The organism is Halocatena marina (genome assembly GCF_023276375.1).
GTDB classification, from domain to species: Archaea; Halobacteriota; Halobacteria; order Halobacteriales; family Haloarculaceae; genus Halocatena; species Halocatena marina.
Map to the genome: position 1 here is coordinate 2321893 of NZ_JALLPK010000001.1, position 25837 is coordinate 2347729.

Here is a 25837-nt window from a genome sequence, read left to right on the forward strand (position 1 = left end):
CCGTCTTCTTGTTCTACGAAAAGTGTGGGACAACGTGCTCTCCGAGACACTCGATACTCTCGCGCATGGCGTCGGTGCCAATACCGGGGTAGTATGTACGAAGTATGAAGTGAATATCGTCGCCGAGTGCTGCTCGATAGCGTTCGAGTTCGTCGATGACCTGATCTGGTGTACCGTGAACTGCCTGTTCTTTCAACTCCGATCGCCGTTCAGCCGAAAGTTCATCGACCGATTCTCCAGAGAAGATTTCGGCGTACCGACGCTGAATGTAGAAGTAGCCGTCTTTCATCTGTTCCCACGCCTCGTCGTCCTTCGCCCCGTCTGGTGCGACGAACCCGTGCTGGAGGACGTAGATCGTGAACTCACCCGCAATGTTTTCTTCCGCGCGAACGCGTCGAATGTCCTCGACCCGTTTTTTGACACCAGCAATCGAAAGCGACGAAGGCGCACACCACGCGTCCGCTGTGCGGGCAGCGCGCCGAACAGCGGGCTTTGCTGCTCCACCGAGCATGATCGGAATATCGTGGGTTGGTTTCGGTGTGACGGTCACATCAGAAGAGATGTCATGAAACTCAGAGTCGTATTCGAGCGGCCCAGGTGACCACGCACCGCGCAATAGATTGATGTGATCGGAGAGACGCTCGACGCGTTCATCCGGCGAAATACCGAATGCGTCGAATTCGCCGGGATTCGACCCAATGGCCAACCCGAGAGTGAGCCGACCATTTGAGAGCAGATCGACCGTCGCAGCGTCTTCAGCGAGACGAACGCCGTCATACAGCGGCGACAGCGCAATGCATGGCCCGATCTCGACGGAATCAGTGACAGCGGCGAGTGCCCCGAGAGAAGGCATTACGCCGGACAGATAGCCGTCTTCCTCGAAGTGATGCTCTGAAACCCACGCGCTTGCCAGACCGGCGTCATCGATGGCCCGGCCCAGTTCGAGCAGTTCTTGGTACAGTTCGTCCATCGATCGGTCGTCATCGGGTCGACGCTGGCAGGTGAACAAACCGGTGCCGATGTCCATATCTCTGATCGATGGCCCACCCGCATAGTACCTGAGGTAACTGCGTGTCGAAACGCTGTGTTGGCCAGTGACACACCACCGGTGCTGGTTTTACTGGTGCATCCAATCTCAGTTCTATGCTCGATGATACACCAAAAACCGGTGATGCGTTTGGTCGCGCGCTCAAAGCGCATCACGCTGGTGAGAGTGCTCTCGAATTCGTCGAACGCGACGACGGCTATCTCGATGCGACCGATGTTGGATACTACTTCACACAGCACAGCGAGTGGTCCGAACAGATGCAAGCAGCGATGGCGCACGCAACGGGCCGCGTGCTGGATGTGGGCTGTGGCGCGGGGCGAGTCTCGCTGTATCTGCAAGAACAGGGCTATGGGGTGACCGGGATTGACGTTTCACAGCGCGCGGTCGAGATCTGCCGCGAGCGAGGACTCCGAAAGGCGCGCCTGCTCGATATTGCTGATATCGACCACGAGATTGACGATCCATTCGATAGCGTCCTCCTCTGTGGGAACAACTTCGGACTCGTCGGGACGCGATCAAAGGCCCCGGATATACTCGGTCGACTCGCACGCGTTACGACGCACGACGCACGACTCATCGCTCAGAGTAGGGATCCGGAAGCGACCGACAATGCAGCGCATCTCTCGTATCACGATCTGAACCGCGAGCGTGGTCGTCTTCCGGGCGCACTTCGAATGCGAGTTCGCTACGGACAGTACGCAACCCCATGGTACGACTATCTGTTCGTCGGGCCAGAGACGATGCGTGAGCTAGTCGCGCCGACAGCGTGGGACGTTACAGAAACGATCGAGAGCGAACATTCGCCAGATTACGTCGCGGTTCTCGAAAAAGAGTAAGCAGCGATGCGAGACGGGGGACCGGTTCAAATCATCCACGGAACGACCACCCACTTCGGTTATCACGTTTCGTTGATATTCGAGGACTGTTATCTCGGTGGGACCAGTACCGAAAGCGCATGAGCGATGTGCCTGACGAACTGCGCGAGCGAATTGAGAACGACCCGTTCTGTTCGACGCTCGGCATCGACCTCGCTGCTCTCGAACCGGGGTACGCCGAAACGCGCCTGACGATCACTGATGAACTCCTAAATTTCCACGGGACGCCCCACGGTGGCGCACTTTATGCGCTCGCCGACGCCGCATTCGCTGCGGCCTCGAACTCACACGGTGACACTGCTGTTGCGCTCGAAACGAACGTCTCCTATCTCGCTGCCACTGAAACGGGAACGACACTCGTTGCGACTGCTGCGGAGACACACCGGACGAATCGAACCGCCGAGTACGAGGTTCGCGTTACGGCCGAGGACGAACGTGTCGCTACATTTCGGGGACGAGTTTACCGACCCTGACTGGTTACCCTCAGTATGTTTAAGTAGGAGAATGGAACGATACTGCCCCGTTGGTATGATAGAACCAACTATAATATATTCTATGAATTGGAGGCACCACTCACGACTTCTGAAGTGGACTGTTTACTGTTACCGAAGGATTATGTGTGAGACGTACGTCTCACACTGTATGAGTGCCGACGCTGATGACTCCGATGACGGCACCGAAAAGATCGATGTCCGGGTTCCGGCACGTCTCTTACAACGGATCGATGAGGAATACGAGCGGCGAGGATACACTTCTCGATCCGAGGCCGTTCGCGATGCGCTGCGAGACTGGATAAACCCGCCAGTTACCCTCTCGAAGGAGACACTCGACGATCTCGAAGAGAGTCGTAAGCAGGCAGAGCAGGGCGAGACGGTGTCAGCTGAGGAGGCCCGTGAACGACTGGGCTTGGATGACTGACGTCAAGTATACTGAGCAGGCCCTCGAACATTTAAGCGAGTTGGATCCACAGGTCGCCGATCGGATGATGAACAAGATAAGCGAAGCCACAGAGTGGACTGAACACCGGCTCGTTCCTCTCTCCGGATTTCCATACTACAAGCTCCGTACTGGCGACTATCGTGCGATTATCGTCTGGGAGAGAGAAACCGATATTCTTCGTGTCGAGGCAGTCGGCCACCGCCGAAACGTGTACGATCGACATCTCCCGCCCTAACCGATCGGATTGGTACCGAAGATCCATGTGATGCGCCCAACGAGCTGCGCGAGTGAATCGAGAACGACACGTTCTATTCGAGCATAGTATCGACCTCACTGGCGCCGAAGCAACGACACTCGTTGCGACTGCTGCGGAGACACACCGGACGAATCGAACCGCCGAGTACGAGGTTCGCGTTACGGCCGAGGACGAACGTGTCGCTACATTTCGGGGACGAGTTTACCGACTGTGAGAAACTCGTTTGGGCTGTCGATGAAAACGAGAGACGTTCCGATTGTCGGGTTCAGTGCAGGGTGACTCGTTCGTTGCAATCGTATTCAGCGTCATTGACGCCAGCGTGGTCACATATACGAACAACCGTCTATGCACAGCCGAACCACAGCGATAGATTAGGCAATGGAACTTCGATAATATGCCGGATAACGGATATTCCTCCACCCGACAGCGAGTCGTACGCGGTGTTGCCAGTAATCTAATCCATAGTTCATTGGTTTCTGTCTCCCCAGACAAGTCAGTCGGTGACGAGCGACTTCTCGAACCAGTATTCGGTCGCCTCAAAGCCGTGGTGTTCGTAGAACTGGTGAGCTCGGGTGCGCTCTACTCCTGACGCCAAAACGATTGTCTCGCATCCTTGTTCACGTGACCACGTCTCGACAGCCTCGTACAGTCGCGTGCCACATCCCTCACCCCGGTGATCTTGGTGCGTGACGAGATCGACTAACCACGTGAACGTCCCATACCACGGGGATGTGAGCACGTACACTCCTGCAAACGCCACTGGCTGCTCAGTAGTCAACCCGAATGCTCGATAGCCCTGCGCAGTCATCGTCCGCAGACATTCGACGTGCTGGTTCACTGTGTCAACGGGCCAAAACCCATCGACAACAGGATAGAACGCTCGCCACTCTTGTTCGCTCGTAAGCTGCTCAATGGAGACCATACTACCAACTGTTGTGAAGCTCAGTAAAACGCTGCTTGTGAAGCGGTGGTTCTGAGCAGGTTGTCATTATACCAGTTCTCTCCGTTGCACCCTCCTTCACCAGACGTGTTACAGTTATATGACGGATCTGTCATCGGAAATTATCGTACGTCTTCGCTGACTCAGAGCAACAGAGTTACATCATATAAATACGCATACAGGTCTATGGACATTCTTCGACTTCCTGCCGACGAGGCTGCCGTCCGTCGCTATATCGAAGATCTTTGGCTCCCTTACAACCGCGAGCTTGAAGCGATCGTCGACCATTTCGCGCTTGTCGATGATGTCGATCTCGTAACGGAAGAACTTGAGTGGCGGCTCGATCGCCACGAAGCGAAGAGCTACCGAGCGTGGGTCGCTGTCGAGGGGTCACACGACGAGAACAACCACATCACCGCCGATATCGATAGTGATTTTGTCGGATTCATTACGACCGATATTGACGAGTCGTCGAGCGTCTTCGACCGTCCCGATCGGCTCGTTGTCTGTGATATTTATGTTCGTAAACCCTACCGTGGTACTGGTCTCGCCAACGATCTGATCGAGCGTGCCAAAGCACGGGCGCGTGAGCAGGAATGTGCCAACCTCACACTCGACGTCGATGTAGACAATGAACGTGCTATCGCCTTCTATGAAAAGCTGGGTTTTGAACCACTCCGTCAGACACTAACCACCAGCGTCGATGGGTGACCGTCGGCTCGATTGTGACGACATTACTCAATGTATATGAAATGAAATCATGATGCGACTGTATAGCTGGCAAAATCCTCACCCAATTCGTAGCCAGCCTCTGTCACTATCGCTTCTAACTTTGCCGTAGACTTCTCAACCACATACTCATTGACATGCGTCAGGACTGTTCGGGAAGCCGCTGCTTTCGCTACCGGATTTTTGGGCGGGTTATCCGTCGAGAGTAGCTCTGGGGCAACCACTGGCGTGGCTTCGAGAATCGCAAGATCAGCGTCCGTATATGCTCCACCGCCTTTCATATCGGGGCACCAATTGGCGAAATCTGGCGCATACACCATCGTTTCTGTCTCCCGTTCCAATCGAAAGCCGAGCGTATCTGACTCCGGGCGACCGTGAGCGACCGGGATTGGCGTAATTTCGAGATCGCCCACCGTGATTGGCTCACCGTGCATCAGATCCTGAATGGTGAACGCATCAGTGAGAGATGGCATCTCCCGAACAAATCGATCCTGTGCGGTTGGTGTCAAATAGAGTGCGAAATCAAGAATCTGAGCAGCGAGCGCTAGATCATTTATTCCGCCGATATGATCGCGGTGCCAGTGAGTTACGAGGACCGCGTCCACGGTACGGACACCGACTTCTCGAAGCCCTTCGTGGAACTCCGGCGGAACATCAATCAGGAGTGTTGTCGTCTCAGTTTCGATGAGAACACCACTCCGACGACGACGCGCTGTTGCGTCCGCATCAGCTAGTGTTCGAAAAGGAGGCGGGACACCAGTCACGTCGGCAGTTCCAAGCAACGTACATCGCATGCACTACCCAGTTCAGAACGACGGAAAAATCATTGTGCCCTGAGAAAAACTGCCAATCCTATACAAAATACCGACATCTCGGGCCTGAACAGAGTTCATCAGTCATCACATTGATTCGGAGAAAGACAACTCGTAGTACCCCACTGATAGGGACATCGTCACTTTGCCGATCGTTAGTCTATTCCCGGTTGCAGGATCACTCTCGTCAGCGTCGGTACGCTCATCTGTCATCACGATATCGTTCGTCGAGCAAAATGAGGTCAGTGAGCGGTTCTCGGAACAAGTATCCAATTGTGAATACCGCGAGGAGAAAGAGGATTGGGACGATAAGTGCCTCCATTCCAACAAGGGTGAATGCAATGCTCACAACGAGAATCGTGAGTACACTCTTAGTGAGTCGGAGTACGGCCCGTCGCTGACGCCCATCGACGCCAAGGGAACTCAGCAGGTGATCTGTCCCCGGATAAACGACGAACCGAGAGATTGCACCCAACAATATGAGGGCAAACGCTAACACACAGATACTCACGAGGAATTCTGCTATCTCGTCTTGGAGGCCAATACTAGATTGCAGAGCGATAACGTCTCGTCCCTGATAAACTGAGTGTAACCAGCGCACATCGGGGAGATTCATATATATCAGCATCTCTATAATACATAAATATCTTCTGCTTCATGTTCGAAAATACTCACATCGAACTGCTACTCCCGGTGATCGAACACTCGTTGTACTTTCCCGACTTCGGTACGTTCAATGGAGCCAGGATCAACGACAGTGATATTGTCGGGTTTCACAGAAAGAACCTCTTCTAATCGCTCCCGGATTCGTGTTTCGAGGGCAGTGGGTGTGTCCCCATACCCTTCGTGGTGTTCAACCGTTACTTCCATTCTGTCGAGCGAGTCCTCGCGTGTGAGATCGATGCGATACTGCGGTGCGACATCCGCGAGCGCGAGCATCGTCTCTTCAATCTGGCTCGCATAAACGTTCACACCACGAACGATGAGCAGATCGTCCGTCCGTCCGGTGATGTTATCCATCCGGGCGTGGGTTCGCCCGCACTCGCACGGTTCGCGCGTGAGCGACGTGATATCACCAGTTCGATACCGCAAGACAGGGAGCGCCTCTTTGGTGAGCGTCGTGAGAACGAGTTCGCCTGCCTCACCGTCGGGGAGCACTTCGCCTGTTTCGGGATCGATGATCTCAGGATAGAAGTGATCCTCCCAGATGTGCAGCCCGTTTTGCACTTCCGCGCACTCGATCGAGACACCCGGGCCGATGATCTCCGAGAGCCCGTACACGTCGACTGCAGTAACATCGAGAGCGTCTTCGATCTCTTCGCGCATCGGATCAGTGAACGGTTCAGCTCCAATCACTACGGTCGAAAGCGAGAGATCCTCCGCGTCAATCCTCTGCTCATCCAATTTTTCGGCGAGATACAGGCAGTACGATGGTGTGCAGGCGAGCACATCACTTTCGAGATCCTGCAGTAGATCGATCTGTCGAGCGGTGTTCCCACCACCGACGGGGATCACGCTTGCGCCGAGCGCTTCGCTGCCGTCGTGAAATCCCAATCCCCCAGTGAACAGCCCGTAGCCGTAGGCGTTCTGGACGACCTGATCGGCGGTAACCCCTGCGGCAGCCAACGAACGGGCCATCACCGACCGCCATACGTCGAGATCGCCCTCCGTATACGAGACGATCTTCGATTTACCAGTGGTCCCAGACGAGGCATGAATACGCCGCACCGCATCCCACTCGACGGCAAATAGCCCGTCGGGATACTCCGCTCGAAAGTCTTCTTTCGTCGTGAACGGTAACCGACCGCAGTCCTCGATCTCCTTAATATCGCCCGGTGAAACTCCCATCTCGTCCAATACGCCTCGATAAAATGGAACGTTCTCGTAGGCGTGCCGCACGGTTTCGCGTAATCGCTCGGCTTGGAGTGCCCGAAGCTCCTCACGATTCGCTGTTTCTACCGCATCATAAATCATGAACCGTGATATAACACCTGTTGTCAAATTCTTTGGGGTCGTCCTCACGTGAATTTCGAGACGAATCCAGTTCTATTCAGTATACTAAGAATGAACACAGAAGTTGTTCGCACGCATCATGAAAGCAGACGTATAATGACCTCCAGCTCACTCCTCACCGTTGCTGACCTCGATACGGATGCTGTCGCAACAGTGTGTGCGAACGCGACAGCGCTCGAACGCCTCGCAGAAGGTGCCGCTGTCCCCGTGGTCACTGCGTTATTCGATGACAGCACAGTCGCGCAGCTCCAGTCACTCGGGCCTGGATCACTGGTTTTCAATACAGATCCAAGAGCGGCGGTCGAAGACGCGGCAGTCATCTATACGGATGCATGGACGAGCATGGGATAAGAGGCCGAACGTGAGAAGCGACGCGAAGTCTTCGAAGACTATCAAGTGAACACTCAGCTACTCGAACACGCACCCAGCGCAGTCGTGCTTCACTGTCTCCCAGCAAATCGTGGCGAGGAAGTCACTGCAACCGTACTCGATGGGAAGCGCTCGGTCGTGTGGCAACAGGCACAAAGCCGACTGCCGATACAACATCACACCGTATCTAATTGACACTATGAATAACCAACAGAATGAGAACGTCAGACCTTCGCCGACTAGATCCACTTTCACTACGCTTGGGTGGCTTCTTTATGACGTGCGCATCTCGAAGAAAGTGGGTGAGATACCCCGAAGAAAAGTGAAAGACATGCCGACGCAACCAGCCGATTTGACATTTATCAGCCGGGGTCGACTGAGCTGTCGAATTTACTCGATGGCGCCGAATGTGTCAGTGGATTGTCTCACTGACGCTCAGCGATAACCGGAACGATGCACGCTCCGGGTCGAATCGGTGAGTAGCGCGATCATCGTTGGGAGAGAAAACCCACGATAGTGACGAGTTGATCATCATGGATAGCGAAGATAACTTGGTCAGTTCCCTGACAAATGGTGCCCACTGGCACTCCAAGTCTGGCAACCCCTTTCTCTGGAGACGCTGCCGGGACGGGTTGTCGTAACATGACTTCTCAGAAAAGCATACGATAGCGGCCTCCGTTTTGGTATTTGAGATATTATCTATGTTCTGCCACTAATAGAGACAGATATCATTCATGTATCAAAATCGAAAAGCATCATCTTCAACGAATAATGATGTTATTCAGTGGCGCGTAATCGCTCATACGGCACATTCGTAGCATCTGGGAATGAGATGATTTGTATCTATCAGACGAGTGTTCGTACCGGTGTATTTTTCTTGGGGTTAGCAGTATCTACACCCATGCTCGATGCGCCTGAAGTCGAAGAGTTAACGCCACCGGTACGCACGCTCATGGGCCCCGGCCCGAGCGACGTTCACCCTCGCGTATTGCGTGCAATGGGGACACCGTTGGTCGGCCACCTCGATCCGACGTTCATCGATCTAATGGACGAGGTGCAGGAACTGCTCCGGTATGCATTCCAGACAGAGAACCAATGGACGATTCCGATCAGCGGAACGGGTTCGGCAGCGATGGAGGCAGCGTTTGCCAACCTCGTTGAGCCCGGTGACACGGTGCTCGTGCCGACGAACGGCTATTTCGGGTATCGAATGGCAAGCATGGCAGAGCGCGCAGGCGGGTCGGTCGTCACGGTGGATGCGCCGTGGGGCAAACCACTCGACCCGGCAGATGTTCAGGATGCATTCGATACGCACCAACCGGATGTGTTCGGTTTCGTCCACGCCGAAACGAGCACCGGCGTTCGACAGCCGAACGTCAGCGATCTGACTGCCATCGCACACGCTCACGACGCGTTCGTGATCGCAGACACCGTCACGTCGCTCGGTGGTGTCGAACTGCGCGTCGATGCGTGGGATATCGATGTTGCCTACTCTGGTGGGCAAAAGTGCCTCTCGTGTCCGCCCGGCGCGAGTCCGCTGACGCTCTCCGACCGCGCGATGGATCGCGTGCTCAGCCGTGAGAACCCCGTTCGGTCGTGGTATCTCGATCTCTCGCAGTTGGAGGGCTATTGGGGCGACGATCGATCGTATCACCACACCGCGCCGATCACGAACGTGTACGCGCTCCGGGAGGCACTCAGACTCGTTGCCGAGGAAGGAATCGAAGCGCGTTGGGAGCGTCATCGCCGGGTCGCACAATCACTCGTCGACGGGCTGGCCGATATCGGTCTGGAACGCTACGCAGACGAGGAGTACTGGCTGCCGAGCCTCAACACGGTCAGTGTTCCCGACCACGTTGACGACGGCCAAATCATCGATCGTCTCTTGAACGAGTATGATCTCGAAATCGCTGGCGGACTCGGCGATCTCGCGGGAGATGTCTTCCGCATCGGTTGCATGGGACACTCTGCGCGACCAGCGAACGTGCAGTATCTCCTCGCAGCGCTTGATGACACGCTCGAAATTGAAACGCCCAAGACGCAATAAAAGCGCTCAATCAGTTCTTACACCGGACCCAGACCGTGTTCTTCCCGAAGGACGTTGATATACTCGCGGAATCCGTGTTCGAGGTCGTAGACCACCTCATATCCCATGTCGTCTTCGATCGCACTCATATCGAGTTGCTGTGTCCATGGGAGCGTTCCCTCGTCTGAGACGGTGAGGTCGGCGTCAGGGAGAATCGACTGAACCGTTTCGGCGGCTTCGCGGATCGTCGCACACACCCCACGAACGTTATAGATTCGTTGCGAGAGCTGCGAATCTGGCGTGAGTGTCGCACGGCGGAAGGCCTGAGCGATATCTTTGACGTGCTGCCAGTCGATAACCTGATCGCCGTACTGTACACTGAACGGTTCGTCGAGCGCGGGTTTTTCGACGATGTTGGCGAGAAACGCCGATCCGCCTGTCTCTCGATACGGGCCGTATGCGACAGTTGGGCGAAGCCCGACGTGTGAGACACCAAACTCCTCGTACACCCGTGCTTGATGTTCGTTGTACTCCTTGGTTGCTCCGTAGAGCGTATCGGGGTAGACGAGGTCGCTCTCGGTGACCCATCCGTGATCGTAGTTTGCGGGCGGAGCGAACACCGCTGCGCTCGACGCCCACGCGATGCGCTCGATCTGATCATTGAGGATGCGGGCAGTCTCGAACACGGTGTTCGTCCCACCGATGTTGACTTCGTGTGCGAGTCGTGGATTCTCGCGTGCACTCGTCGTGAGCAGCGCGGCGAGATGAACGATGTGGGTCGTCCCCGTCTCACGAATCGCACGAACGAAATCCGTCGGATCTGTGACATCGCCGCGACGGATAGTAACCTCATCTGCGACGCCGAGTCGTTCGAGAATATGCGTGTCTGTCGAGAGGTCGTAGGCGTACACGTCGTGTCCTTCTTCGATGAACTCCTGTGCGACGTACGAGCCAATGAATCCTGTACCACCTGTGATGAGTACGGTCGCCATACGCGCCTTTCTCTGAGGGGGTGGAAAAAGTTGCCGGGAAGACAACTAGTAGTCACACGATACGCGTCACTCGTGGAGCCCACCGACTTCCGCGTAGAACGACGACTGGAGCGTCTCGCTCATGTCGATATCAGGATCGATTCGCACGTCAAGCACCGTCGGCTGATCGGATTGTTTTGCCTCGCGGAGTGCAGGTTCGAGAGCAGCAGGCTCCTCGATTCGCGTTCCTCGCGCGCCGAAGCCTTCGGCCACGCGAACAAAGTCCGTATCGTGGAACGTCACACCAGGAATCGATTCGTCCATCTGACGGACCATTCCGAGACCCGTGTCGTTGAGTACGACGAACGTCGTTGCGGCCCCGTATTCGACCGCTGTTTCGACGGCCGTCATCGTCATCGCAAAGCCGCCATCACCAGCCACAGCAACTGTGTTTGCGCCGGTGATGAGAGCAGCGCTCACCGCTGCCGGTGCGGCCCATCCCATCCCCCCGACGCCACCACTTCCGAAGTACGTTCGTTTCGAAGGGGTCTGTAGGTAGTTCAGCAGCCAAAATCGGTTGTTCCCCGAATCGGCGGTGACGATCGTACCGCTGTCGACGACCGATTCGATTGCTGTTACTGCCCGCTGGGGTGTGATCGGAATGGCATCCGAACTGCATTCCGGAGCGTCGAAATCCGCGCGTGCTTCGCTCGCTCGCTCGGTCGCCCACCCCGATGATCGAGTGCCGGAAACAGCGAGCCGTGACAGCGTTTCGCGCGCATCGCCGACGAGACCGACATCTGCTGGATACACCCAGCCAGTGTTGCGCGCGTCGATATCTGCGTGAATGATCGTCTGCTCGTCGGGCCGGATGAACGAAGAGGACTGCCAGTTGGTGTCCATCGGGTTGAGCCGACAGCCGACGACGAGGAGAACGTCCGCTTCACTAACGATTCTGTTTGCCCCTTCGTGACCGAACGAGCCGATGACGCCCGCCGCATAGTCGTTCGTCTCGGCGATGGTCGACTTACCCAGATACGATGTCGTTACAACGGCGTCGTACGCGTTTGCGACCGCTTCGAGCTCCTCGTACGCACCGGACGCATGAACACCGTTTCCAGCGATAGCAACAGGTTTGGACGCCGATTCCAGCGCCTCGACTGCTGCTGTGATATCCCGATCTGTCGGCTGGGTCGTCCACGTCCGTGTTTGCGCTGATTCGTCCCAGAGCGACGGCAGTGGATCGTCAGGCACCTCGTCAGTGACCGCATCACCGTCGAGGACGACCGCCGTCGGACCGGGACGACCAGCAACAGCGTGCTTGAACGCTAGCTGAACGCTCCGGAGCGTCTCGACGGGCGTTCGCGGGGACCAGTGCTCTTTCGTGATCCCGTCGAGAATAGACGAAAGATCCAATCCACCGTAGTCACCACGGGCCTGCTGGTAGGGTGCAAGCGTAGAGTACTCGCCTCGTTCTGATGATTCGGTGAGCACGACCATCGGTGAGGACCCGAGGCGGGCTTCCATCTGTCCGATCGCACCAATGCTACCAATCCATGGACCCTGCCCAGCGAGAACACCCGGCCGACCAGTGAGCCGGCCGTACATTTCGGCCATCACACTCGCTTCGCGCTCATCGCGTGGTCGAATAACATCAATGTGCGAATCCGAAAGCTCCTCGAACAGTTCGATGATACGCCCACCCGGATAGCCGAATACGAACTCGACATCGACGGCTTCGAGCGTTTCGACCAATCGCTCAGCTGTCCTCATGAACAGTCACCACCGCTGTAACGGCGGTCACACGCGACGGAAATCGATCCGTTTCGGTTCGTGAGGCCAAAGTCTTCGACACTCCTGATCATCCCGTTACTAGCCGTTCGCGGCTGACTTCGTTCTATTGATCGACGGATCCTACCACAGGCACGGTTATCCGCCGCTCACGGGCGGAAACAGAGCCAGTTCATCATCTGTTTCGAGCACCGTATCGAGCCCGTCGTCAGTTACGAATGGATCGTGTGAGTTCCGGAGAACGCGGATGTGGTCGAGAAGCTCACCGTCCTCATTGAGCACCTCCTCTCGGAGCTCAGGATGCGTTTCGAGAAGCACCGAAAGCGCATCGCCGACAGTGTCCCCTGATTCAACGTTAACCGTAACCTCTCGCTCGCCTGCGGTTTCGCCGAGGTTGGCGAAGAGTTTCCAGTGCATACGATCAGTATTGGTGGGAGACACAAGAGCGTAGCCGTTGTTCTTCAGTGGATCGAACCACGACTGAAATATTAGTGCACACCACACTTCTCGACCGCGCAATCGGTCTTACGTTCGATAGTTTCGATCAAGAATCGCCACGTCGCAGTCGAGAGATTGGATTCGTTCAAAGGTCGGTGGTGAGACAAACCGCGATGCAGCACTACGGTCTTGACTCGCACCGATGATGATGAGATCGTACTCCGACGCGCGCGTTTCGAGGAATGACTCGATGGACGAGTGTGAAACGCGGGTTTCGCAGGCCGTTGCTGTCGTCTCGGCGAGATTTGCGAGCATGCCCTCAGCAGTACGACGTTGCCGTTCGTTCGTAATACAGTGAGCAACAGAGACGTGTCCTGTTTGTCCGACGAGACGAGTGGCGAAATCGAGCATACTGTGTGCGACATCACTGGCCTGTCTGACGGACACGAGGACGTGCTTCCAGTTGGTTCTATCATCGGCAGACCGGTGGACGAGCACGTCGGTGTCGCCGGTAAACAGTTCGCGGAGAAACGGTGAAAGCGAACCGTGGTGTGTCTCGTAGGGAGTGGTAATCAGGTCACAGTTCGTCTCGTGGGCAGTCCGCATGACTGTTCGGGCAGGATTCGTCCCTTCGCTTGCGACGACCACCTCACAGGGAACGCCGACTTTCGTCCGGATAACGTTCGCTCGCAGTTCGAGTGCGGACGCAAACGCGGATGCGGCGCGCTGTTCGGTCATCTGTTCGTCCGTGTCATCCGTATCCGTGTCGTTGCTGTCTGTTGGATTATGCCCGACAGGCACCGTGTTCCCATCAACAGTCCGACCGGCAACTTCAATCTCATCTTCCTTGACCATGTGGAGCAAGACGACCTTTCCGGCGTCGTGTGCGGACGCAATGCGAGCGCCCAGCATTGCAGTCACCGCGGGTTGTTCACCACGCATCGGAACGAGGACGTGATCGTCTCCGTTCGTCGATTGGTAGAGATACTGGGCGCGCTCCGAATAAACTTCGCGCCGCCAGAAAATGAACACAGTTGCAACCAGTGAACTCGATATCATGATGCTCAAGACGTAGATCCCTGCTTGGTTCGGTGTTCCAGTGAGGAGCACGAGTAGTGCCGTCGAGAACGCAGACGGAATCTCGACGTTGAGTCCCCACGTGAAAGCCCCTGTGAGAAAAATACTCAGTGCCGCTCCACCCGGAGAAACGCCTGCAAGAGATCCAGCACCGAACAGGACGTCAGCAGGGAGGATGAGCGTCACCCACCCACAGACTGCACCAATGGTGAGTCCTCCCACAAACTTCCACGGTCTCGAATATTTCCCCTCTGGGTTAGCAAAGAGCGTGTACGTGCCCGATGCAAGCGGTGGAAACAGCAGAAACGAAAGTCCATAATCCGCCTGCGAGGCGGCAGTAACGATTGCAATGAGCACAGGGATGACCAGCAGACTGGTGAGATGGACCAAATTCCGAGTCGTCTCGATCCACACACGGAATTCTCGAAGCTCCCGACGCTCGATTCGCCGGAGTCGGCGAAGGTATGCCCACAAACGATTTCTCTTGGGCATACTCGTGATTTCGAGTGCAGCGGAAAATCCGTTTCGTTAGTTGTTACAATGCTGTCGTCGCAGAAAGCGCGATTTCGATCGCGCGGTCGACGTTGTTTTTCGCCTTCTCGGGGAGTTCGTCGGCGTCCGTCTCACCCTTCTGGGTACCCAGAACGAGATTGCCATCGACGGTACAGATTGCACCAGCACGCAGTCCCTTCCGCCGAGTAAGCGAAAAGAGCACCGCCGCCTCCATCTCGACGGAGAGAAGTCCGGCGTCTTCCCACGAGTTGATGTACTCATCAGTCTCGGCGTAGAACGCATCATCCGTGGCAATTGGTCCGACGTGGGGAGCGGTCTCCGCTGCCTCAACCAGCGATGAGAGAACGTCGAAATCGGCCACCGCGGGGATTGTCTCGGATTCATAGCGTTTTGTTGTCCCCTCGTCTTTCGCTGCACCCGTTGCAACGATCATGTCTCCAATTTCGATATCGGGCTGGAGCGCTCCTGTCGTTCCGACGCGAATGAACGTTTCGACCCCCACAGCGGCGAGTTCCTCTACCGCAATTGCGGTCGAGGGGCCGCCAATTCCCGTCGAGCAGATAGTCAGTTCGCGTCCTTCGTATTCGGCGTTGACGACTGCATACTCCCGGTTCTGTGCGACAGTTTCCACGTTTTCACAGTGCCCGGCAATACGATCGACCCGGTCGGGATCACCCGGAACGAGCGCGATATCGGCTACGTCTCCCGGCGCAACAAGTAAGTGGGGCTGCTTTTGTTCAGCCATATATCAGTCTCCGGTGGCACAGTCAAACGTTTGCCGAATTCTGTGGTCTGGGTCTGGAGTCTGGAGTCTGGGTCGATGATCTATGGTTCCTGTATTGCTTCGATCGCTTCCCACGACAAGCCGGGGCGGGTTCCTTTTTCTCTCGCGGTAAGCGCACCACATGCGTTTCCAATCGTGAGTGCAGCGTGATAGTCCGATGGTGAATCGTAGAGTGTTGTGATAAATCCCGCAGCGAACGCATCCCCTGCACCGGTCGTGTCGACTGCATCGATCGAGAATCCGGAGTGGTGATGGGTCTCGTCGGGGGTCTCGACACTCGCGCCGCCGACTCCGTGTTTTCGGACGGCGATGCAGCCGTCAGGAACTTCGATCAGATCGGTCTCTCGGCGGTTGACGAAGACGATATCAGCGAGTGCGAGCGCTTGTTCGTACGTTCGATTTGTGGAGCGACGCCCGGGATCGAAGCTCACACCGAGACCAGCCCCACGCGCTCGCTCAGCCAATATGGCCGCAGTCTCTGGATTCTGTCCGGTCAAATGGAGATGATCCGCAGTTTCGATGAACGATGCGGGAACGTCGTTCGGATCGACGGCTTCGTTTGCACCGTCGGTACCGAGGACGAACGCCTCGCCATCGGGAGCAACAACGAGATACTTCACTGCTGTCTGTCCAGTAACGACCTGTAATCCCGTTGTGTCCACGCCGTTCTCACGAAGTTCCGCTTGAGCCGCCCGACCGTCCCGATCATCCCCAACGCTGGCGATGATTCCAGCATCGACGCCGAGCTGCGAGAGAGCAACGGCGGTGTTGGCTGCGCTCCCGCCACCGCCGCTGTGTCGGTCGCTGATATCAGCTTCGCTGTCGGCCGTCGGGAGATGATCCACCTGAAGCGTGACATCCCAGTTGACGTGACCGGCGCAGATAACGCGCATTATCACACGGTTGCGCGAGTGAGGCAAAAGTATCTCGTCTTCTTCTTCCCCTTCCCCTTCCTCTCCCTCTCCCCCTTCAAGCGTTTCATTTTCATCTACTGTGAGACCGGATACGATCGTAAGCTTGCCCTGATGCTGAACGGACGATCCCGAACGACAGGAGCGTTCGAGTGACGACAGCGCTGTGACCGTTGAACGGGTTTCACGAATGCATGACGTAATTCACCGACAGGTGTGATTCGAAAACGGAGACCCGTCTGTTGGCGAGGGAGTCCGTCTGTCGATATCCGTGTTATGTTATAATAAATCACTGTTGTGCGAGGTAATCAGACGGAGCGGTGAAGCAGCTGGGTGTTGTGGAATAGTGTCCAATTATATTCTTTCTATTCTGATTTGAATACAGCACAATGAACCGCCGCCTGTTCCTGTCGGCTGTGAGCACTGGGATGATCAGTCTTGCTGGGTGTATCAGCACACTCAGTGAGAGGAAAGTACAGCTAGAGAAGATCATTCTCGTGAATACGCTCGATAGTGCGAAGAACATCTCAGTGCTTGTCCGGAACGACAGTGAGATCGTCTATTGGGCAGAGCACGAACTGGCAGGTGGCATTTGCACGAGCGCGGTGGTCGAGCCAACATGGGAAACGTCGCCTGCTGATCTCAGCGTGGCTGTCCGTCTTGCTGACCGTGATTCGTGGGAGCAGAGATCCCCCGGCAGAGGCAGTGGAGAGTGTACCGTTCTCCAAATCGAAATACTGCATCCACAAGATGGCGGCGACATCTATTTCGTAAACCGTGATTGTGCTACGTCTCCATCATCCCCGTGTTGACGCACAGACACAGATCATACGCCATCGTTTTCCGACCACCGGACGTTCAGCCGACGACGGTGAACAAGATGACGTTGTGTGCGCCGGGGCCGAGACCGACAGCTGTGACAATAGCGAGGAGCAGATAGCCTTCAGACGGTTCTTCGCGGACGTAATCAGCCATGAGATAGACGACAACGAGGGCGATGAGGATTTTGACGAGAACGAATAGCCACACACCGCCGAATTCAATGACGAGTCGCGAGACGGGCGTCTGTTCGCCGAAGCCGAGAAATTCCAGTCCAACAGCCGTCGAGAGACCGTCGAGAGCGTGTCCGAAGACAACGAGCACGCCCGCCCATCCCGTCAAATCGATCTGCAACGATCGATATCGGTGACCGACAAGCCGAACAACACCAGCGATCACGAGCGCTCCCGCGACGGCCACGCTCGGCCAGAACGCGTGAACAGGAGCGTTCCGGAACGCCGTAAGCAGCGCGATTGCGAGCACGCCGGTCAAAGCGAGCACACCCGTCAGAGCGAGAATACCGGGACAGCTATCGAACGAGAACTGCTCCGGACGGCGATGACCGACCACTGTGATGATCGTCCCCGCGATAACGAACATCGTCAGATACACAGTGGGCGCACTGGCCAACGGCACGAACAGTGACGGAATGACGGCCGCCTGTTCGAGGGCGTACAGTCCGGCACCGACGATCATCCACGGGGCAAGCGCGATGACAACCTGCTCGGTGACCGGTGGACGACGTCGGTAGAGAGCCGCAGCGACCAGTACGCTTGCCGCGAGAACGCCGATAAGATATGGAAGCGGCGGGAGCACGAACCCCTCGGGGAGAACTTGCATCGAACAAACAGTATCACGCACACGACAAAGCCCTACCGACATTGAATGAGAAACCAAGAGGAGGCAAACTGTGTCAATACGAGTAAATAACAAACAAATTTTTATTTCTGGTATGATTTTGGATAACAAATATGGATCGAATGTATCGATATCACGCTATTATATTCAGTCTTGGAGCGGTTGGTTTCCTGCTACGCGCGCACGTTCACTGGGGAGACAATGTTCCGCTTAGCACAGTCTATGGCCAAGTTGCCTTGTCAATCATCTTTCTCACTGGCGCAATCGAATACGAGTACAAATGGAGAAGAGGAACCGTTCCCCCCCGCTTGCGACGGTTTCTGTTGGGGATTGCAGCTCTCTGTCTACTGCTCATCGTGTATTCAGTCGTAGTAGACGTAGTACAACCGAATCTCAATTTTTGAGAAGCGTTGTAACGGATGTTCATGAGCGCCTGTCAAGGAGTTTCTTGTCTCAGCAACGCCAAGCAGTGGCTGCTCTCCGTGAGACAGATAGGTCCACGAGTATCAGTTGGTTACACGAAGATGAGCACGAACATGAATCGCGCTGATTTCGCTGGACGCATCGATCACACCGTTCTCGGGCCAGAAACGACGCTCGCTGACGTCGAGCGGATCGTTCAGCAAGCAGAGCGCTACGGGATGAACGCCTGCATTCCACCGTGTTACGTCGAAGAGATCGACGCCGACATCACGCTCGCCACGGTCATCGGCTTTCCCCACGGACAGCACGCGCTAGCGGCAAAACGGGCCGAAGCCGAGCAAGCGTGGCACGACGGAAGCGACGAACTCGACATGGTTCTCAACATTGGTCGCCTGCGTGCAGGAGATGACGAGGCTGTACAGGCCGACATCGAAACCGTTACTGAAACGGTTACCATCCCAGTGAAAGTCATCATCGAAACCGCACTGCTCAACACCGAGGAAAAACACCGGGCCTGCGAACTCGCACGAGCGGCGGGGGCCGATTTTGTGAAGACTTCAACCGGGTTTGCAGACGGTGGCGCGACCGTTGCGGACGTCGAGCTCATGAGCGACTACCTGCCGGTCAAAGCGAGCGGTGGCGTTGGTACCTACAAAGAAGCGATGGCGATGTTCGATGCCGGTGCAGAGCGCATCGGCGCATCGAGCGGCGTCCAGATCGTCGAAGGATATCCTGATTCGGAGTAGCCCGTCGCTGCGAGGAGACAGAGAATCTCCCTGTTTTCGACTCAGTACCTGTTGCGAACACGCACTGTTCCATTCCACTGGCTGTCCAGCGATCGTTTTGATGCCATGCGTGCACAGATTGGGCATTGATTGCTTCGTAAGGTCGTCTACCTGCTGAACCACACCATACACCAGCATCCGCACGGAAGGTTTAATCCCCTATACCTCATATTTGTTCATGCATGATTGACGAGATACAACGTGCGAACCGGGACACACGTGTCCAGTATGCGCTCATGCTCGTCTTCGGTACGTTGTGCATCGTCGCCGCGTTCGCACCTCTTCAAGAGTCAATTCGCATCACGACTGTCGGCACCCTGTTTGGGTTCACTGCCGGACTCTGGGTTTCACACCTCATCCAAGTGCTTCAGAGCGTCGCTGAAGCCAACGATGACAAGAGCAACACCTCCGCGACAGATTGAACAATGAGTCCGCCAGAATCCTCCAGCGATAGTGCCGACACGGTCACCGACTCAAAGATCACTGATGGAATTGCACTTCTCACCGGTGAGGACCCTGCCCTCGGGCCGTTTCTCCTTGTTGTCGGGATGGTCACCTGCGTGTTCGTCGCAGTCTTCCAGCTCACACTTCCAATCCCGATTGCATACCTACTCAGCGCAGGGGTGCTTTTCGTTACCGCCCTCAGCATCGGCTTCGCGTTGGTCCTCAACTCGCTCGGACATTTCGAATGAGAAACTACCATCACTGACCACGGAGACGAGAGCGATGGCGATGCTCTTCTCTTCAGGGCAGAGCACACAGATATCACGACAGGGACGCGAGAGGACTAGCACGACTCCACTCAGGGGAGTTCGATGGCACCGATTTGCTCGAATAGTCCCAACGCGTCGTCGTTGATATATCGTTCTGTGAGTTTTCCATCTTCCAAGTGATCGATGATGATACCTGTTATTTCAATAGAGTTATGAGTTGGTTCAATATCCATGAATTCACCATCATGGACTGCGCGTGTCGTATACCGGGTGACCACTTTGTCGTTCACAGCAACCATCTCAGATATCTCCATATCAATATCTGAGAAGGCATCTCTGAACGTCGCAGCTAATTTCCGATAATCGTCTGGTCCGTGAACCGGCTCATCAACCAGCGGGTTTCGATAGACGAAATCGTCTGTAACGATGTCAGGAATCAGATCGAGATCCCCACTACTGTGCCATACCTCTCGAACATCTCGACGAACGATGGCCTCGTTGTCCGCAACGTGAGAACTCATGCATGATGCCTCCACTGAATCATTGGTTGGGCGAAACAATAAACGAATTGAGTGGTCGATTTGAGTATCGAACCCGATACTACCCTTTGATGAATTTCCGGTCGGTGTCGCTGATCCGTCCGCTCCTTTCTGACCGAGTTCTCTTGGTCCGACACCGAATTGATCGGCGATAAGCTCGGTGTCCGAAAGATCGTGTCTCCCAGTGAGACGATAACTTCCATTACGATTCACTTGGCAGATAGGCGAGTTGACTGCGTCGCTCACTCGTGGCCGTGATGGTGAATGCTGAGACGTGCTGGTATTCTCACTGTGAGATAGACGAAGCTACGTCGTTCGAATCGTTTGACGCAAGTACGCACCAGTGAGTGAGTCCTCTGCGTCGAGTAGCTGTCGTGGTGTGCCTTCAAAGATGACGCTTCCCCCACGCGTGCCACCTTCCGGCCCGATATCGACGACCCAATCGGCGTTTTTCACGATATCCACATTGTGTTCGATCACGATCACCGAATTCCCTTCATTTACCAGTCGATTCAGGATCGAGAGCAGTTGCTCTAAGTCGGCCATGTGAAGACCAGTGGTCGGCTCATCGAGCACGTAGACGCTCCCCGTCTTGTGTAGCTCGTTCGAGAGTTTGATGCGTTGGCATTCGCCCCCCGAAAGCGTCGGTAGCGACTGGCCCAACGTGAGATAGCCCAAGCCCACGTCGTCGAGTGCTTCGAGCGTTCGTTGCAGCGTCGGTTTCTCGAAGAACGCTACTGCTTCGCTCACCGTCATTTCTAGAACGTCGCTGATAGTTTCTCCGCGCACGGTGTACCGAAGTACTCCGTCTTTGTACCGCTTTCCTCGACATACCTCACACGTCGACTGTATCGAATCCATGAACGCTAGATCCGTATAGATGACACCATGACCATCGCATTCCGAACATCCGCCATCCGAATTGAAACTGAAGAGGGATTTACTGACATCGTTTGCTCGGGCGAACCGTTTGCGTATGTCATCCATCAATCCGGTATACGTAGCAAGAACCGATCGAATCGATGTACTGACTGCCGATTGATCGATGCTGATCGCTTCGGGATGATCCTCCAAAAAAACGTCGAGAAGCGTGCTCTTTCCGGCCCCCGCTACTCCTGTGATGACTGTAAGGACACCCGCCGGAATGTCCACAGTAACGTCTTGCAAATTGTATCGTGACGCATTGGCAACCGTCATCTGGCCAGTTGGCTGGCGGAACGTCGACTTGATCGGCATTCTATGGTTCATGTGCCGACCTGTGTTCGTATCGGCATCGTACAACCCTTCGACAGTCCCTTGGTAGACGATTTCTCCACCGCTCTTGCCGGCATCCGGACCGATATCTACGACGTGGTCTGCTATCTCGATCACGTCAGGATCGTGTTCGACGACCAGCACAGTGTTTCCGTCGTCCCGTAACTCTCGTAGTAATTCGTTTACTCCACGAACATCACGGGGGTGCAAGCCGATCGTTGGCTCGTCGAAAATGTAGGTCATGTCGGTGAGACTGCTCGTAAGATGTTTCACCATCTTGATCCGTTGAGATTCACCCCCCGAGAGCGTCGACGTTTCTCGATTGAGGGTGAGATACTCGAGTCCAACAGTGCTGAGATGCCGTAAGCGGTCAGTTATTTCTGACACGATCGGAGTGGCAACGGGATCTTCAATATCGACTACGACCCCCATGAGTTCGTTCACGTTCATCGCGGCGAGTTGAGCGATGTTGTGATCATTGATCTCGCTGCTCAGTGCATCTTGGTTGAGTCGGGCTCCGTCGCACAGCGGGCAGACCCCACGGGATGTGACCCGATCGATGGCCTCGTGGGTTCGGTCGCTCAAAGAGCTGATGTCTCTCTCGATGTACCGCCGTGTGAACGTGTCAACGAGTCCTTCGTAATTCAGCTCGACAGTCTCGTCATTTACAGAGGACTCGACCACGGTATCACCGTGAATAAGCATCTCATATTCGGCGTCAGTGTAATTGGCCAATTTCTCGTCGCCGTCAAAGAGGCCCGATGCTGCGTACCTCTGCCACTGTTGGTGTAACGTGGAGAATTGAATTGCGCCCTCATTGAGTGACTTCGATGTGTTCAGGAGCTTCTCCAAATCGAGGGTCATCGTTTCGCCGAGACCATCGCATTCAGGACACATGCCTTCGGGTAGGTTGAACGAGAAGGCTTTGGAGTAGCCAATGTGCGGTGTACCAACCCGTGAGTACAGAAGTCTGAGCAGAGAATAAATATCAGTGATGGTGCCGACTGTCGAGCGTGAATTGCCCTGAATTGGTTTCTGATCGATGACGACCGCGGCTGAGAGATTCTCAATGGCGTCCGCGTCCGGTTGACCGTAGCTCGGAAGAAAATTCTGGACAAACGTCGAAAACACCTCGTTCAGCTGCCGTTGTGACTCCGCAGCAATCGTATCAAAGACGAGCGACGACTTGCCCGCTCCCGAAACGCCAGTGAAGACGGTGATTTGTTGTTTCGGAATTTCGAGTGAAACATTTCGAAGATTGTTCTCTCTGACCCGTGTCAACGCTATACAATCGTTTTGAGAGTTATTTTCCATAGGTTTCATTGGTGGTTTTTAATTGAGTAACACCAACATCGTTCGCCGATCCGTACTTATGACTGTGAACGACAATCCAAATAATGTTTACGATTGGGTATGTTAGGGTTATACCATGGTAGCACAAACACATGATTATAGCTTTTAGAGCAGTTGTACTGTGTATTCTCTGATTGCTAATAAATAGGTAATTATTCAGATAAAATACGCTATCGATCACATACCCACCCAAATCAGTTCTGAGACAGTATCCGGTATTCGTCGAACCACATTTCGTATTGTGTTACAGTAGCGACTTGACTACCATCGGGATTAGGCCCACTTGGATTTGGTATACGGGGATCATCGTCCGCGCCGACTCCGGCAACCAAACCGGAGGAGGTGAACATTTATGCACCGTCAACCGGTCCTTTGGGTGTGGTTTACGAGACTGGCAACCGGACGGTAGACGACGCTGTAACCCGCGTCCTCGATGGTGAGTCGCTCGATCGGACAGACGGTCTCGCGTTGCTCGCTCAGCCGGTCGAAGCGATCGCAGCAGGGGCCGACCTCGTCCGTTCTCGTTTCAGTGACGGGACGGTCGACGCCTGTAGCATTGTGAACGCCAAGGCTGGTGACTGCGCTGAGGACTGTGGTTTCTGCGCGCAGTCGGTTCATTTCGACACCGGCATCGACACGTACGGCTTTCTCGATCCCGAGGAAATCCTCGCGGCAGCACAGCGCGCCGAACGCGACGGCGCACAGCGATTTGGAATCGTCGTTGCGGAAAAAGGAGTTAGTAAGGACCGACGGCCCGACGAGTGGGACCGTGTCATCCGAGCGATTCGGTTGGTGCGGGACGAAACGAGCGTGGAAGTTGATGCAAGTCTCGGTATTCTCACACGAGAGGAAGCGGCGATCCTCGCGGCCGAAGGAATCAATCATTACAATCATAACATCGAGACTTCTCCGCGGTATTTCCCCGAAATCGTCGACACGCACTCGTTCGAGGACCGAGTTCAGACCCTCCGTGTTGCGAAAGAAGCTGGGATGGATCTCTGTGCGGGTGTTATCCTCGGGATGGGTGAAACGCCAGCCGATCGGGTCGAGGCTGCCTGTGCGCTGCAAGAGATCGGCGTCTCCTCGCTCCCAGTGAACATTCTCAATCCCGTTGCTGGAACACCACTCGGCGAGCACGAGACTGCACTCATCTCAACACAGGATCTCATCAAGACGATCGCTGTGTACAGATTTCTTCACCCGCACGCGCGTGTCCGGCTCACGGGCGGGCGTGAAGTGAACCTTGCACCGAACGAACAGCACCTCCCGTTCGAGGCGGGAGCCGACGGAATTCTCACTGGTGATTATCTCACCACCGAGGGACAGTCCCCGGGTGAAGATATCCAGATTATAGAGCGGGCAGGGCTCGAACCCAACCGCACTGTCAACGACTTCGAACCAGATGCGGTGAAAGCACGCCAAGAGGCGTCTCCTGCCGTCGAGACCGCCGCGGGAACAGCGACAAGCACCGCAGAACCCGACGACTGATTCGATCGGGGCCGACTGATTTCACTTTCGAACAACGAAACACAGACAATACAATGGACGACATCAACGTAGCGGTACTGGGTACAGGTGGTATTGGACGACGGGCACTCGATGTTTCGACGCACAAAGACTGGTTCAGACCGGTTGCGGCGTGCGATCGACACGGGATTGCGCTCGATCATACTGGACTTGACGTTGCCGAACTCCTCGATGCAACAGAGGGAAACGTCGCAAGCGAATCACAGACGAGAACCGACGGCGGGAGTGCGATCAAACAGACTGGGAAAAAGCGAGGTGTCGCTGCTTCGACACAGGCACGGAGTACTGAGACGCCGATCGATGACGTGATTGCAGAGAGCGATGAGATCGATGCAGTGCTCATCGCGCTGCCGAATCTCGAACACGACTTCATCCCACGCATCGCAGAGCGGTTCGCTGATGCCGGATACGAGGGTGTTCTGGTTGACGTACTGAAACGCTCGCGTGTAATTGGAATGCTCGATGAGCGCGAGGAGCGTCTCATCGATTCGGGAATCACATTCATCTGTGGTGCGGGTGCGACGCCGGGGGTTCTCACCGGTGCAGCCGCCCTCGCCGCCCAGTCGTTTGTAACTGTTGAATCAGTCGACATATGGTGGGGTGTCGGCCTCAAATCTGGATACGAAGACAATCGCGGGACCGTGAGAGAAGACATTGCACACCTCGATGGCTACGACATCGAGACGGCGCGTAACATGACGGACGAAGAGATCGAGCAAGTGATTGACGAACACGACGGCGTCATCGAGTTCACAGACATGGAGCACGCAGACGACGTGTTACTCGAACGCGCAGGTATTTGTGATGCGGCTGATGTCTCGGTTGGCGGGATCCTTGATGTTCGCAACGACGAGAAACCCACGACGACGACGGTCAGTGTCACTGGAACAACATTCGACGGTGAGCGCGCAACCAACACGTTCGAACTCGGGGACGCAACGAGTATGGCGGCAAACGTGAACGGTCCAGCACTTGGGTATCTGAAACGAGGCGTGCAGATGAATCAAAATGAGGTGTACGGTGTATTCGGTCCGGCAGAACTACTGCCAGGATTTTAAACGAAATGGTTGGGAT

General features: G+C 55.4%; 28 protein-coding genes and 2 pseudogenes. 16 read left to right on the forward strand and 14 right to left on the reverse strand.

Features of this window, described 5'->3' with window-relative positions; genetic code table 11:
- Window positions 1-13: 13 nt before the first annotated feature.
- Entirely contained in the window at window positions 14-1027 is a 1014-nt protein-coding gene (locus MW898_RS10515) for an LLM class flavin-dependent oxidoreductase (protein WP_248907015.1), read from the reverse strand.
- Between the two features lie 116 nt (window positions 1028-1143).
- Between MW898_RS10515 and MW898_RS10520 the strand changes: the two genes are divergently transcribed.
- The 5 genes and pseudogenes from MW898_RS10520 to MW898_RS10540 form a co-directional block, all read left to right on the forward strand.
- Entirely contained in the window at window positions 1144-1884 is a 741-nt protein-coding gene (locus MW898_RS10520; RefSeq protein WP_248907016.1) for a class I SAM-dependent methyltransferase, read from the forward strand.
- 119 nt (window positions 1885-2003) lie between these two features.
- Window positions 2004-2396 carry a hydroxyphenylacetyl-CoA thioesterase PaaI gene (gene paaI, locus MW898_RS10525; RefSeq protein WP_248907017.1) on the forward strand — a complete coding sequence of 131 codons (393 nt, stop codon included), beginning with the start codon at window positions 2004-2006 and terminating at the stop codon, window positions 2394-2396.
- Between the two features lie 169 nt (window positions 2397-2565).
- Entirely contained in the window at window positions 2566-2841 is a 276-nt protein-coding gene (locus tag MW898_RS10530) for a ribbon-helix-helix domain-containing protein (RefSeq protein ID WP_248907018.1), read from the forward strand.
- Window positions 2834-3097 (forward strand): type II toxin-antitoxin system RelE family toxin, encoded by a 264-nt coding sequence (locus tag MW898_RS10535; RefSeq protein WP_248907019.1) that lies wholly within the window; start codon window positions 2834-2836, stop codon window positions 3095-3097. Before MW898_RS10530 ends, MW898_RS10535 begins: the two co-directional genes overlap by 8 nt.
- A gap of 115 nt (window positions 3098-3212) precedes the next feature.
- Window positions 3213-3332 (forward strand): annotated as a pseudogene (locus MW898_RS10540) (phenylacetic acid degradation protein PaaI); the annotation flags it as partial.
- A 279-nt stretch (window positions 3333-3611) separates the two neighbouring features.
- Here MW898_RS10540 and MW898_RS10545 read toward each other — a convergent pair.
- A complete protein-coding gene (locus tag MW898_RS10545) occupies window positions 3612-4040 on the reverse strand; it encodes a GNAT family N-acetyltransferase (RefSeq protein WP_248907021.1) in 429 nt (142 codons plus the stop codon).
- A 204-nt stretch (window positions 4041-4244) separates the two neighbouring features.
- Here MW898_RS10545 and MW898_RS10550 point away from each other — a divergent pair, with 204 nt between their 5' ends.
- Window positions 4245-4769: a GNAT family N-acetyltransferase gene (locus tag MW898_RS10550; RefSeq protein ID WP_248907022.1), complete on the forward strand. Its 525-nt coding sequence runs from the start codon at window positions 4245-4247 to the stop codon at window positions 4767-4769.
- A gap of 47 nt (window positions 4770-4816) precedes the next feature.
- On the opposite strand, the gene MW898_RS10555 is transcribed toward MW898_RS10550, so the two are convergent.
- The 3 genes from MW898_RS10555 to paaK all read right to left on the reverse strand — a co-directional run bounded on the left by MW898_RS10555 (window position 4817) and on the right by paaK (window position 7573).
- Complete coding sequence (locus MW898_RS10555) at window positions 4817-5581, reverse strand: MBL fold metallo-hydrolase (RefSeq protein ID WP_248907023.1); 765 nt, start codon at window positions 5579-5581, stop codon at window positions 4817-4819.
- A gap of 220 nt (window positions 5582-5801) precedes the next feature.
- Window positions 5802-6215: a hypothetical protein gene (locus MW898_RS10560; protein ID WP_248907024.1), complete on the reverse strand. Its 414-nt coding sequence runs from the start codon at window positions 6213-6215 to the stop codon at window positions 5802-5804.
- Between the two features lie 68 nt (window positions 6216-6283).
- Window positions 6284-7573, reverse strand: coding sequence for a phenylacetate--CoA ligase PaaK (gene paaK / locus MW898_RS10565; RefSeq protein ID WP_248907026.1), 1290 nt, complete (start codon window positions 7571-7573; stop codon window positions 6284-6286).
- 135 nt (window positions 7574-7708) lie between these two features.
- Between paaK and MW898_RS10570 the strand changes: the two genes are divergently transcribed.
- The 3 genes and pseudogenes from MW898_RS10570 to MW898_RS10580 all read left to right on the forward strand — a co-directional run bounded on the left by MW898_RS10570 (window position 7709) and on the right by MW898_RS10580 (window position 10028).
- Complete coding sequence (locus tag MW898_RS10570) at window positions 7709-7963, forward strand: hypothetical protein (RefSeq protein WP_248907028.1); 255 nt, start codon at window positions 7709-7711, stop codon at window positions 7961-7963.
- Window positions 7964-7975: 12 nt separating this feature from the next.
- Window positions 7976-8176: pseudogene (locus tag MW898_RS10575) on the forward strand (ornithine carbamoyltransferase); the annotation flags it as partial.
- 706 nt (window positions 8177-8882) lie between these two features.
- A complete protein-coding gene (locus tag MW898_RS10580) occupies window positions 8883-10028 on the forward strand; it encodes a pyridoxal-phosphate-dependent aminotransferase family protein (protein WP_248907032.1) in 1146 nt (381 codons plus the stop codon).
- Window positions 10029-10045: 17 nt separating this feature from the next.
- Here the strand turns inward: MW898_RS10580 and MW898_RS10585 are convergent, their stop codons facing one another.
- From MW898_RS10585 to MW898_RS10610, 6 genes are all read right to left on the reverse strand, one after another.
- A complete protein-coding gene (locus tag MW898_RS10585) occupies window positions 10046-10999 on the reverse strand; it encodes an NAD-dependent epimerase/dehydratase family protein (RefSeq protein WP_248907034.1) in 954 nt (317 codons plus the stop codon).
- A gap of 66 nt (window positions 11000-11065) precedes the next feature.
- Window positions 11066-12751, reverse strand: coding sequence for a thiamine pyrophosphate-binding protein (locus tag MW898_RS10590; RefSeq protein ID WP_248907036.1), 1686 nt, complete (start codon window positions 12749-12751; stop codon window positions 11066-11068).
- Between the two features lie 156 nt (window positions 12752-12907).
- Window positions 12908-13186 (reverse strand): ubiquitin-like small modifier protein 1, encoded by a 279-nt coding sequence (locus tag MW898_RS10595; protein WP_248907038.1) that lies wholly within the window; start codon window positions 13184-13186, stop codon window positions 12908-12910.
- Between the two features lie 108 nt (window positions 13187-13294).
- Window positions 13295-14776 (reverse strand): HPP family protein, encoded by a 1482-nt coding sequence (locus tag MW898_RS10600; RefSeq protein WP_248907040.1) that lies wholly within the window; start codon window positions 14774-14776, stop codon window positions 13295-13297.
- A 43-nt stretch (window positions 14777-14819) separates the two neighbouring features.
- Window positions 14820-15542, reverse strand: coding sequence for a nucleoside phosphorylase (locus MW898_RS10605; protein WP_248907043.1), 723 nt, complete (start codon window positions 15540-15542; stop codon window positions 14820-14822).
- An 80-nt stretch (window positions 15543-15622) separates the two neighbouring features.
- The gene (locus MW898_RS10610) at window positions 15623-16477 is read right to left on the reverse strand and encodes an ATP-dependent ribose-1-phosphate kinase (RefSeq protein WP_373689885.1); all 855 of its coding nucleotides are present in this window, start codon (window positions 16475-16477) and stop codon (window positions 15623-15625) included.
- 15 nt (window positions 16478-16492) lie between these two features.
- Here MW898_RS10610 and MW898_RS10615 point away from each other — a divergent pair, with 15 nt between their 5' ends.
- Window positions 16493-16648, forward strand: coding sequence for a hypothetical protein (locus MW898_RS10615; RefSeq protein WP_248907045.1), 156 nt, complete (start codon window positions 16493-16495; stop codon window positions 16646-16648).
- 233 nt (window positions 16649-16881) lie between these two features.
- Window positions 16882-17304, forward strand: coding sequence for a hypothetical protein (locus tag MW898_RS10620; RefSeq protein WP_248907046.1), 423 nt, complete (start codon window positions 16882-16884; stop codon window positions 17302-17304).
- Between the two features lie 46 nt (window positions 17305-17350).
- On the opposite strand, the gene MW898_RS10625 is transcribed toward MW898_RS10620, so the two are convergent.
- Complete coding sequence (locus tag MW898_RS10625; protein ID WP_248907047.1) at window positions 17351-18151, reverse strand: DUF63 family protein; 801 nt, start codon at window positions 18149-18151, stop codon at window positions 17351-17353.
- Between the two features lie 554 nt (window positions 18152-18705).
- Between MW898_RS10625 and deoC the strand changes: the two genes are divergently transcribed.
- From deoC to MW898_RS10640, 3 genes are all read left to right on the forward strand, one after another.
- Window positions 18706-19338, forward strand: a complete 633-nt coding sequence (deoC, locus tag MW898_RS10630) for a deoxyribose-phosphate aldolase (RefSeq protein WP_248909753.1) — start codon at window positions 18706-18708, stop codon at window positions 19336-19338.
- A gap of 221 nt (window positions 19339-19559) precedes the next feature.
- Window positions 19560-19799 carry a hypothetical protein gene (locus tag MW898_RS10635; RefSeq protein WP_248907048.1) on the forward strand — a complete coding sequence of 80 codons (240 nt, stop codon included), beginning with the start codon at window positions 19560-19562 and terminating at the stop codon, window positions 19797-19799.
- Between the two features lie 3 nt (window positions 19800-19802).
- On the forward strand, window positions 19803-20069 hold the full coding sequence (locus MW898_RS10640; RefSeq protein ID WP_248907049.1) for a hypothetical protein: 267 nt from the start codon (window positions 19803-19805) through the stop codon (window positions 20067-20069).
- Window positions 20070-20179: 110 nt separating this feature from the next.
- Here the strand turns inward: MW898_RS10640 and MW898_RS10645 are convergent, their stop codons facing one another.
- Entirely contained in the window at window positions 20180-20611 is a 432-nt protein-coding gene (locus MW898_RS10645) for an ester cyclase (protein ID WP_248907050.1), read from the reverse strand.
- A gap of 324 nt (window positions 20612-20935) precedes the next feature.
- On the reverse strand, window positions 20936-23164 hold the full coding sequence (locus MW898_RS10650; RefSeq protein ID WP_248907051.1) for an ATP-binding cassette domain-containing protein: 2229 nt from the start codon (window positions 23162-23164) through the stop codon (window positions 20936-20938).
- A gap of 450 nt (window positions 23165-23614) precedes the next feature.
- Between MW898_RS10650 and bioB the strand changes: the two genes are divergently transcribed.
- Together bioB and bioU are read left to right on the forward strand one after the other, a co-directional pair.
- On the forward strand, window positions 23615-24724 hold the full coding sequence (bioB, locus tag MW898_RS10655) for a biotin synthase BioB (RefSeq protein WP_248907052.1): 1110 nt from the start codon (window positions 23615-23617) through the stop codon (window positions 24722-24724).
- 53 nt (window positions 24725-24777) lie between these two features.
- Entirely contained in the window at window positions 24778-25821 is a 1044-nt protein-coding gene (bioU, locus tag MW898_RS10660) for a (S)-8-amino-7-oxononanoate synthase BioU (protein WP_248907053.1), read from the forward strand.
- Window positions 25822-25837: the final 16 nt, after the last annotated feature.